This window comes from Butyrivibrio sp. (assembly GCF_017940685.1).
In the GTDB taxonomy this organism is placed as follows: Bacteria; Bacillota; Clostridia; order Lachnospirales; family Lachnospiraceae; genus Butyrivibrio.
Map to the genome: position 1 here is coordinate 23,399 of NZ_JAGAYD010000062.1, position 10,392 is coordinate 33,790.

12 protein-coding genes and 1 tRNA gene are annotated in these 10,392 nt (G+C 43.4%); all 13 read left to right on the forward strand.

Translation table 11 applies throughout. The features are described from left to right. Positions 1-238: 238 nt before the first annotated feature. The 13 genes from J6I68_RS04550 (at position 239) to J6I68_RS04605 (ending at position 9,826) form a co-directional block, all read left to right on the forward strand. Positions 239-1,267, forward strand: a complete 1,029-nt coding sequence (locus J6I68_RS04550) for a hypothetical protein (protein WP_292217869.1) — start codon at positions 239-241, stop codon at positions 1,265-1,267. Between the two features lie 171 nt (positions 1,268-1,438). Next, positions 1,439-1,549: a Flp1 family type IVb pilin gene (locus J6I68_RS17405; protein WP_442861720.1), complete on the forward strand. Its 111-nt coding sequence runs from the start codon at positions 1,439-1,441 to the stop codon at positions 1,547-1,549. After that, positions 1,533-2,972, forward strand: a complete 1,440-nt coding sequence (locus J6I68_RS04555; protein ID WP_292217872.1) for a DUF5702 domain-containing protein — start codon at positions 1,533-1,535, stop codon at positions 2,970-2,972. Before J6I68_RS17405 ends, J6I68_RS04555 begins: the two co-directional genes overlap by 17 nt. Further along, positions 2,962-3,783 (forward strand): TadE/TadG family type IV pilus assembly protein, encoded by an 822-nt coding sequence (locus J6I68_RS04560; protein ID WP_292217875.1) that lies wholly within the window; start codon positions 2,962-2,964, stop codon positions 3,781-3,783. Before J6I68_RS04555 ends, J6I68_RS04560 begins: the two co-directional genes overlap by 11 nt. A gap of 13 nt (positions 3,784-3,796) precedes the next feature. Further along, on the forward strand, positions 3,797-4,240 hold the full coding sequence (locus J6I68_RS04565) for a prepilin peptidase (protein ID WP_292217876.1): 444 nt from the start codon (positions 3,797-3,799) through the stop codon (positions 4,238-4,240). Positions 4,241-4,242: 2 nt separating this feature from the next. Beyond that, positions 4,243-4,707, forward strand: a complete 465-nt coding sequence (locus J6I68_RS04570; RefSeq protein ID WP_292217877.1) for a hypothetical protein — start codon at positions 4,243-4,245, stop codon at positions 4,705-4,707. 2 nt (positions 4,708-4,709) lie between these two features. After that, positions 4,710-6,074, forward strand: coding sequence for a DUF6382 domain-containing protein (locus J6I68_RS04575; protein ID WP_292217880.1), 1,365 nt, complete (start codon positions 4,710-4,712; stop codon positions 6,072-6,074). A gap of 45 nt (positions 6,075-6,119) precedes the next feature. Continuing rightward, positions 6,120-7,127, forward strand: coding sequence for an SCP2 sterol-binding domain-containing protein (locus J6I68_RS04580; RefSeq protein WP_292217883.1), 1,008 nt, complete (start codon positions 6,120-6,122; stop codon positions 7,125-7,127). A 17-nt stretch (positions 7,128-7,144) separates the two neighbouring features. Then, a complete protein-coding gene (locus tag J6I68_RS04585; RefSeq protein WP_292217885.1) occupies positions 7,145-7,792 on the forward strand; it encodes a rhomboid family intramembrane serine protease in 648 nt (215 codons plus the stop codon). Continuing rightward, on the forward strand, positions 7,792-8,199 hold the full coding sequence (locus tag J6I68_RS04590; protein ID WP_292217887.1) for an HIT family protein: 408 nt from the start codon (positions 7,792-7,794) through the stop codon (positions 8,197-8,199). The genes J6I68_RS04585 and J6I68_RS04590 overlap by 1 nt, the downstream gene beginning before the upstream one ends. Before the next feature lie 11 nt (positions 8,200-8,210). Then, positions 8,211-9,053, forward strand: coding sequence for a fumarate hydratase (locus tag J6I68_RS04595; protein ID WP_292217889.1), 843 nt, complete (start codon positions 8,211-8,213; stop codon positions 9,051-9,053). Between the two features lie 22 nt (positions 9,054-9,075). Further along, entirely contained in the window at positions 9,076-9,630 is a 555-nt protein-coding gene (locus J6I68_RS04600) for a Fe-S-containing hydro-lyase (RefSeq protein ID WP_292217891.1), read from the forward strand. A gap of 108 nt (positions 9,631-9,738) precedes the next feature. Continuing rightward, positions 9,739-9,826, forward strand: a tRNA-Ser gene (locus tag J6I68_RS04605). Positions 9,827-10,392: the final 566 nt, after the last annotated feature.

Consider the following 10,392-nt stretch of genomic DNA (forward strand, 5'->3'; position numbering starts at 1 on the left):
ACGGCTGTTAAGGATAGCACAGAGCCTGCAAAACGGAGTGAACACCTATATTAGGTGATCTGTTTTGCAGGCTCTTTTTTTGTTCCTCCGTTTTGCGGCTCTTCCGAGGAAATTGGAAGAGGCGTTGTACAGAGAATTTTATTTATAACTCATTTTTCCATATTTACCTCGGAAAAGTTTTTCCGGAGTTCCGGATTAGGGCGAATTGTGCCCCACAACCCAGTAGGAGGTAAAGAAAATGAGAAAACAGTTTATTTTTGATCCACAGAAGGAGACAGCATCAGCTTATCTTACAAGGATGTCTCCGGTTCTTGGCGCTTTAAGAAATGACGGCGCTTCCGTTGCAAATCAGCAACTTGTATCTTCCATTGGCTCAGAGGAGCAGAAAGAAATCGAAAACGAAATGTGCAAAGCATTTGAAAAGACTATTTGCACTGAAACAAGACGTGTTATCAAAATGACACCCGGTAAACTGGATGATTATGAGGATGATTATAAGAATGAGCTCAGAATAGACATTCTCAAAGAAATCCACAAGTTCAATAATCCTGCATACTTAGAGGGCACTCAGACATATTCTATTGACGCTTTTGTCAGGGCAAGAACCCGCGGCGTGACCAAAAAGATTATTGGAATGAAGCGTGAACGTAAGGAATATCAGATGAAGAGGGAAAGTCATGTGAAAAAGATTATGGCAGCTCTTCATATGGAAAATGGAAGTACTGTATTCAAGGTGGAAGACATTTTCAAGAACCAGCACTTGGCGAATGATTCTATGGAGCTTTCTATGGATCAGATTTGGGATGTAATGGCTGCTATGGAAGATGCTTCATACCTTGAAGACTTAACGGATTATGAAGCAAATTATAAAGAGAAGAAGTTCGACTCGGTTGAGCAGCAGGAGATCATTAAGGAATTTATGAAAGACATGTCAGCTTACCCTGAGTATGAGATGTATATTTACCGCCAGTCACTTCGCCTTAGACTGGATGAAACCACAAACAAAGAGATTGCCTGCGATAGGAGATTGATCGATATGTGCAAGGCAGCCCCTGAGGCTTGTGACAAAGTTATCTACGAGAGAATTGTCATTGAAAGGCCTAAGAGTGGGATTGCTCCTAACTCTGAGTTTGAAGAATATGTTTCTACAACATATATAGAAACCACCTACAGAAGAATAGACAGGAATATCAGAAGTGCTTTTGTAAAAAAGAGCCTTGATGAAACAGATATGCTGGCAATTCTTAATCATTTAATCAATATGTAAACTTGAAGCCCTGGCTGAAAATGCTAGGGCTTCTTTGACGTCAAAACGACGTCACAATGATAAGAGACCTGACGTCAGATTGACGCTTTGACCCTATTTTGAGAACTGTAAACACACTGTGGATACTGTCAAAAGCATTGATTTTATTGGCTTTAATCCCCCTCGCCACAAATGTTCGTTGTACTTATTGGACTGGTAATCGTATTTAAAGAACAGATCTCCGGTATCGTAGAGGATGTGTTTAAGACCATCAGAGAGGACACACGTGTTATCACGAACTAAGGGGTACCTCACAGTTTATCTGTCTTTGACTATCATGATCATCATGTCTCTTATCCTGGTGCTCTTTCAGGGCGCCAGGATCGGAGCAGTAAAGATGAAAACAGAGTGCACGGCGGACACTGCCATGAACTCGGCGCTTGCGGAGTACAACAGAAAGCTTTATGAGCAGTACGGACTTCTTTTTGTTGACACCTCCTATGGTACGGATTATCCATCCATCATAAATACTGAGGAACACCTTGCCTACTATGTGAAAAAGAATCTGGACAGGAAGCTTGGAGGCAAGTTCATAGGGGCCAGCAGTGTCTTTTCCATGTATCTTAAAGATCTTCATATTACCGGAAGCTCTTTTGCCATGGATAATAACGCAGCTGTACTAAAGCGCAATATTCTTGCCTATATGGCATCTGAGCCAATTGAGGGACTTTTGTCTGATGTGACAGGGAATGTGGATATGATCGAAGAAAGCGCCCTTACTACCACTGACGTGGAAGAGATGGCCAGAGAAAATCAGGAGCTTATAGATTCCTTCGAGCTTCCTACCATTATCAATGAAGAGGGTGAGGAAGAGGAGCTGTCGCTGGGAAATCCTGCAGATGCAGTGCACTCACTAAAGGGAATCGGAGCGCTGAACCTTGCAGTTAAGGATAAAAGCGCCATATCAAAACAGCGGGTGGATCTTGGCAGCTACTCCTCAAGAAGAAAGCTAAACAAAGGTACAGGACTCGATGATCAGGAGGATATTTCTTTTACGGAGAATCTTCTTTTAGAGCAGTACTACTACGAAAAATGTTCAAGGTACCTTGAAGAGATGGATAAAGCTCTTTTGAAATATCAGCTTGAGTACCTTTGCTTTGGTTTTGACAGCGACTTTGACAATCTGGACAAGATGGCTTCAGAGCTTTTGTTTATCAGGGAAGCAGCCAATATGTTATATCTCTTTAGCTGCGAGCCAAAGGTTGCTGAGGCTGAGGCGGTAGCAAGCGCTCTTACGGCCATACTGTTTGTTCCTGAGCTGAAGGACCCTGTTAAATATTCGATCCTCTTTGCCTGGACTTTCGCTGAGAGTATATCGGATCTTAACATTTTGTTTTCTGGAGGGAGAGTTCCGCTTTTTAAGAGCGATTCCACCTGGAGGCTGAGCCTCATGAACATGCTGTCTTTTAGGGATCATCTTGGTGGAGGCGATCTTGGAGAAGGGCTCTATTACAAGGACTACCTCCGGGCAAGACTCTTTTTGGTTTCCCCAGACCTAAAGATAAAAAGGATGGCAGACATAATTGAAATGGATTTAAGAAGGACGGAAGGGAATGGGAATTTTAAGATCGACCACTGTCTTGATGTCTTTCGGGCAGAGATCCATGTGGGGACAAGATGGGGATATGACGTAAAGATAGAAAGGATATACGGTTATGAGGAGTAGGGAAAAGGGGCTTCGCGGATCTATGACAGTTGAAGCCTCCATGGCACTGCCGCTTTTCATATTTTTCTTTGTGAACATCATGACTCTTTTCAACATACTAAAGGTACAGGTGGATATCGAAGCTGCTCTGCACCAGACTGGGAGCGAGCTGACACTTAGGGCATTTGACCTTAGGTTTGGAAAAGAAAGGCTATCAGGAGATGATGATAGCGGATCTGTTGATGCTATCGCAGGAGCTGGGGGCATCGTCTACGCCAGAGAGAAAATACGGAAGTATCTTGGAGATGGGATAGATAAAAGCTGCATAAGTGGCGGATTTGACGGCATTAGTTTTTTGCAGTCCCAGGTTCTTCTGGGCAATGACATTGTTGACCTGGTCATGGACTACAAGGTTCATCCTATGATACCAGTGATCGGCTTTAAGGAAATTCCTGTGGAGGGCAGATTTTATGGCCACGCATGGACTGGATATGACATCAGTATGGGACTTGTCACTGAGGGCAGTGAAGAAGAAATGGTGTATGTCACAGAGAACGGTGAAGTTTACCACAAGGATGTGGACTGTATGCATCTGAAGATAAAGGTGGAGAGTGTGGACAAAAAAGACTTATCTCACCTAAGAAACAGGGACGGAAAGATATACTACGCTTGCGAATACTGCGGCGGAAACGTCGGAGCAGGGAATGTGTTCATCACAGGTTTTGGCACCAGGTATCACACAAGCGTAAGCTGCCCTGGTCTTAAAAGAAAGATCTACACCATACCAATTTCTGAAGCAGTGGGAAAGCGCCCCTGCAGTTCCTGTGGCTAAGAAAGGAGCAAGAATGATTTTTAAGATAGGCATTTTGATAATTTTTGTCATTTCTTCTATAGAAGATATCAGAAAAAAAGAAATACTCCTATGGGAGATACTTGCCTGCGCCATTTTGTCAGTGGTGGCAGTGTTCATGTCATTTTACAAGGCAAGTCCAGATATTATAGATATTTTATTGTCACTACTGCCCGGGGCTTTATTGCTTTTATTATCCTTTATCTCAAGAGAGGGGATTGGATATGGAGATGGGCTTATTATCCTGGCAGCAGGACCTGCCCTTGGGTTTTATGATCTCTTGACCACGCTTATGACAGCAATAATTCTGAGCGGACTCTTTTCCGGAATCCTGCTTATCTTTAAAAAGGCGAAAAGAAAGACGAGGATAGCCTTTGCACCCTTCCTTGTTGCAGGATGCGCCGTGGCAACAGCATTGGGCTATGGAATTGGGGGATGACAATGAAAAGGTACAAAGGATACATGACGCTTGAAGCGTCGCTCTTAATGCCAATGGTGATCTGCATCCTTGCGCTTCTTATCTACTTTACATATTACCTGTACGGAAGGTGCATCATTTCTGAGGATTCATATATCCTTGCTTTCAGAGCCACAATTTCTGATAAGGGCGGCTCACCTTATGATCCTGAAGGATATGTTTTTGAAAAAGCAAGTGACGTGGCAGGGAAAAAGTATTTTGGCAGCGAAAAGCCGCAATTTGTCCCTGAGACAAATGGAAAAGACGTTCGGGTAGTTGGAAAGAGCGGTACCCGGCACAGGGCAATGGGGAGATATTTCTTAAAGCCATCTGGCAGCTGGGGATTTGAGGCAGCAGGAAGAGCTACAAAGAGGCAATACACCAGACACATCAGGATCCTTACAAGGCTTAGCGACCTTGGGAGAGAACTAACAGATTTAGGAGAGTAACTATGGAATACAGATATTACAGAGAGTTAAAGCATAATTATCTTGTCTTTGAAGACCAGGGAAAAGAGACTGAGGATGAGAGGTACCAGTACAAGATACTTGAGAGTGGAAGGATTAAAAATCTTGTGCCCTGTGCCCAGAGAAATATCAATGGGGACAAGTTCTTTTACTATGAGATAAATTCCATGCAGAACTTAAGAGACAGGTTTGGCTCTAATAAGATGGGAAGTGAGCAGGTGAAAAGGCTTCTTTCTGATATAAAGAAACTCATGGATGGTCTTTCTGAGTTTTTGCTTGGGCAGGAAGGAATAGTCTTTAACATCCAAAGCGTTTATACAGACTTAGCAACTGGGGACTTTAGGTTCATATACTGTCCATTCTATGATGAGAAAAAGAGCTTTTCAGATTTTGCCCTTCAGCTCCTTGAGATAGTTGATGAGGGAGATACAGAGGCTACAGACCTTGTCTATAAACTTTGCGAGGAAAGCGCAAAGAGTGGGGACTTCATATATGAAGTTATAGAAAACGTCACAGAAGAGGCGCCTGATGAGGCTGCAGCTGAAGAGGTAGTGTATAAAGAACCCGTAAGGGAAGAGATTTCCTACGAGGAGGATCTATTTGAAGAGGAAGAAAAGGAAGTTTCAGCGGTTAAAGATTCAAGGCTTCAAAGAGCTAATAAGAGACTTTCCGGGAAACTGCAGCTTTTCTTTTCCCTGATGTTTGCTCTGCTGGTGGGAGCCATGGTCTATATCAGGATGAACTATATCCTGTCCAGCGAGGAAAATGTACTGTCCATAGTTGTAATGGTGATTTCTGCTATCACAGGTGCGGTAGCTTTGATAGGCGGTTTTAAGGACATGAAAAAGACAGCTCCTAAAACTGGTGTTGAAAGCCAGGATGAAGATGAGGATGATTATGCTGACGACTTTGATGAGGAGGATTCTTTTTACGAAGCTAAGGAGCCTGTTGTAGAAAATGTGCACAGCACCAGAAAAGTAAGTGAAGAAATAAGTTCTTTTGCCCCAAAATCAAAGCCTGAGGGCGCAACAGTTGTCCTTGATCATGATAGGAGCGGGGAGCTGGCGCTATTTAGCAGAAACCTTGATAAGACGGTAAGGATTCCGCTTGAGAGCCTTCCCATAACTATTGGAAAGATGGAAGAATGCGTTGATATGAAACTTAGCGACCCTTCTGTATCCAGAATGCACTGCAGGATCGAGGAAAAATCAGGCAGGGCCTTTGTTCGCGATCTCGGCAGTACCAATGGCACGTTCAGAAACGGTCTTAAACTCAAACCACAGGAGAGCGTCATGATCGAGGAAGGCGATGAAATAAGAATAGGCAGAGTCTGTTTTGATTGTAGATAGCCTCATGTGGTATTATAATACCAGTATCAATGGGGAGGGGTTCTCATGAAGGTTAATATCTATTACGGCGGCAGAGGGATCATCGATGACCCAACGCTCTTTGTAATCTCACAGATCACCACAGTTTTACAGGAACTTAATGTAAAGGTACAGCAGTACAATCTCTATGAGCAGAGAAATGGCATCACTGCCCTTCCAAACACTTTAAAGGATGCGGATGGGATCATTTTGGCGTCCACAGTTGAGTGGTTTGGTATTGGCGGCTATATGATGCAGTTTTTGGATGCCTGCTGGCTCTATGGTGACAAGGACCGGATAAAAGAAATCTATATGGCGCCGGTAGTAATGTCTACAACCCATGGAGAGCGCGAGGGAATGCTCAGCCTTGCCAGTGCCTGGGAGATGCTCGGCGGACTTCCCTGCGATGGCATGTGCGGATATATTGCAGATACCACCAAGCTTGAGAACAGCCCTGAATATATCAAGATAATTGATAAAAAGACTGAGAATATCTACAGGACTATCAACCAGAAGATGCCAGTATTTCCTGCCAGCAACCAGGCAGTTATAAATAAGGTCGGCGTATCACAGAGCATGGACCTTACCCCTCAGGAGTCTGAGCAGTTATCAGAATATGCATCAGACGACAAGTACGTTAAGAAACAGAAAGAGGACCTTCAGGAGCTGGCCAGCATCTTCAGGGACAAGATGGGACAGGAAGAGGCGTCTGGCAGTTCTGACGAATATGTAAAGACATTGAAAAAGAAATTTACCCCAGTGGCAGGTGTATCAGCCAGGTACAAGATTTCTTTTTCCGACAACGCAAAACTAAAGCCGGTTGTTATTGACGTGGATAACAGCAAGTGTGACTGCCGCGTCGGCGATGAGGATGGATGCGATGTAATGCTGGGAGCAGACCAGAGGACCTTTGAGGATATCCTTGAAGGCAGGATGACATTCCAGAGGGCGTTTATGGCTGGAAGCATCAAACTAAAGGGCGACTTCAAGCTTCTTAGGAGTCTGGATCAGCTTTTTGACCTTATGGCAGAATGACAATTGGGGACAGAGACATGCAGGATAACAGTGCAGCACAGGTTACTTACTGGGAGAACCAGGAGAGGATCTATAAAAGATCCTATGTGAGTATTGCGCTACTTTGTATAAATGTGATTGCTTTTCTTCTTAGCAATACAGTGATGCTGTGGATGTATGAAAAAGGCGCAATGGTTACGGAGATAGTTCTAAGAGACGGGCAGTATTACCGGCTCTTTACAGCCATGTTCCTTCACGCAGATCCTCAGCATTTGTTCAATAATATGATGATGCTGTTTATTGTTGGAGCTATAGTAGAAAACTATACGGGACATGCATTCTTCATTTTCATGTATTTCCTTTCGGGTCTTTTTGGAAATATGATATCCATGGCTTATGAGATAAATCATTCCCTGAGCTGGATATCTGTGGGAGCCAGTGGAGCTATCATGGGGCTTGTGGGTTTTGTGGTAGTCTGGATCATAGTCAATAGAAGGTCCTTTATCAGAAACAGAGGAATGCTTCTAAGACTTCTGTTTTTGGCAGCTTTTGTTATATATGCATGTTTTTTCCAGGCTGGAGCCAATACGGCAGCTCACCTTGGCGGTTTTGTAACCGGCTTCGTGCTTGGAGTGATAAATATAGTACTTCTTAAAAATCAAAAGGATATGGAGGGCTTGGCATAATGGACAGCTGTATTTTCTGTAAGATCGCAAATGGAGAGATTCCATCTAACACAATATATGAGGATGATAAGTTCAGGGTTATCCTGGATAATGGCCCTGCTACAAAGGGACATGCACTTGTGATTCCAAAGGAGCACTATGCCAATCTGTTTGAAATGCCACAGGACCTTCTTGCAGACGCAGCAGTAGTTGCCAAGAAGGTTGCTACAAATATCAAGGAAAAGCTTTCCTGTGACGGCTTAAACCTGGTGCAGAACAATGGAGAAACTGCAGGACAGACAGTAATGCATTTCCATCTTCATATCATTCCAAGATATGAAAATGATGGTCAGCACATTTTGTGGAACCCCACAAGTCCTTCAGCAGAGGAGCTTGTAGAAGTTAAGAACACTATTGTTGGAGCCTGACGGGAGAGTCTATGCGTACCTTGGAAGTATCAGAAGTAACAAAAGCAGTAAAAGAGCTGTGCATAAAGGCAAACCACAAGCTGGCACCAGATATGGAGAAGGCCATCTTAGATGCTGGTAACAGGGAAGAGTCTGAGCTTGGAAAAAAGATCCTTGGTCAGCTGAAAGAGAACCTTGATATAGCTGAAAATGACATGATACCGATCTGCCAGGACACTGGAATGGCGGTGTTTTTTGTAAAGGTTGGTCAGGATGTCCATGTTACTGGCGGAAATCTGACCGATGCCATAAATCAGGGCGTCAGGGAAGGCTATACAGAGGGCTTTTTAAGAAAGTCTGTTGTTGAAGACCCTATTATAAGAAAGAATACAGGAGATAATACACCTGCCATTATTCATTATGACATCGTTCCAGGTGATAAGCTTACTATCACTATTGCGCCAAAGGGCTTTGGAAGTGAGAACATGAGCAGAGTGTTCATGCTAAAGCCAGCAGATGGTGAAGAGGGTGTCAAAGATGCTATTGTCCAGGCTGTAAAGGACGCAGGTCCTAATGCCTGCCCACCAATGGTAGTTGGTGTGGGCATTGGCGGAACATTCGAAAAGTGTACTCAAATGGCAAAGGAGGCTCTCACTCGAGAAGTGGGAAAAGAGTCAGACCTCCCTCATATAAGGGCTATGGAGCAGGAAGTTCTTGAAAGAATAAATAAAACTGGAATAGGCCCAGGGGGACTTGGTGGAACGGTGACTGCTCTTGCGGTAAACATAAATACTTTCGCAACTCACATTGCCGGACTTCCAGTGGCAGTAAACATCTGTTGCCACGTAAACAGGCACGCATCTGTAACTCTTTAAATAGATAGTAAAAGGACCAATAATGGATAGAGAGATCAAAGCTCCAATAGATAAAGAAATCACCAAGACACTTAAGGCTGGTGATATGGTTTATATAACAGGTACAATCTACACTGCAAGGGATGCTGCCCACAAGAGAATGGCAGAGGCTCTTTCTGCTGGTAACAGCCTTCCAATAGATATGAAGAACAACGTCATATACTATATGGGACCGTCTCCTGCAAGGGAAGGCAGGCCCATAGGTTCAGCAGGTCCTACAACAGCAAGCCGTATGGATAAGTATGCTCCTGATCTTTTAGATCTTGGCCTTGGTGCCATGATAGGTAAGGGCAAAAGAAATCAAACCGTAATAGATGCTATCGTCAGGAATGGCGCTGTGTATCTGGCTGCAATTGGCGGAGCGGGAGCTCTTTTGTCAAAAGCAATAGTAGCTTCTGAGGTAGTAGCCTACGATGATCTTGGAACTGAGGCTATAAGAAAGCTTCAGGTAGAACGGTTCCCTGCTATAGTTGTAATTGATTCAGAGGGCAGCAACCTTTACGAGACAGCAATCTCTGAGTACAATAGAGAATCGTAATAAAGTAATTGACAAAGGCCCGGGCCATTTGTATAATTAACTTTGCGTCTGATGATTTTCAGGACGCATTTGAATTCAAACCACATATTGGTAGAGGGATTCAGGCATGGAGAAATACTCAAGTGGCTGAAGAGGCGCCCCTGCTAAGGGTGTAGGCCGTTTACGCGGCGCGCGGGTTCAAATCCCGCTTTCTCCGTTTAGCTAAGAAGATGGAAGTTCAGATATTTGCTGAACTTCCTTTTTTATTATCCGGACTCAGGTTGTTTTGTATAATACCGCATTTCTATTGAGATGATCCGTTAGAAAACGTATCTCTTACTATAGTAAAGTAAAACAATAACTGCAGTGAGGTACAAATAATATGTGGTATTAGGACAGTAAAATACAACATTTTGTGGTTGAAAATCTTTCTGCAAAATTCATGAAAAAAGGTGTTGCATTTAAAATTCCTCTTTGCTATAATAACTTTTGCCCGCTTGAAAGGGCGGGCAGAAACCGCGGAAACATGCGGCTTCCAAAAAACTTTTCTAAAAAGTTTAAAAAAGTTGTTGACATTGAGATCGCAACATGATATTCTAAATGAGTTGCGGCAATCAAGAGCAACAACGAAGTACCTTGACAAATAAACAGTAATGCAACCCTGAAAAATTCCAAGAGAATTATTCAGAATTAACAAACCAAAGTAATAACGGACAGACCGAAAGCTAGTTTTTGTTCTGGCTAGATTGAACTATTTAAACGTGAGAGTTCGATCCTGGCTCA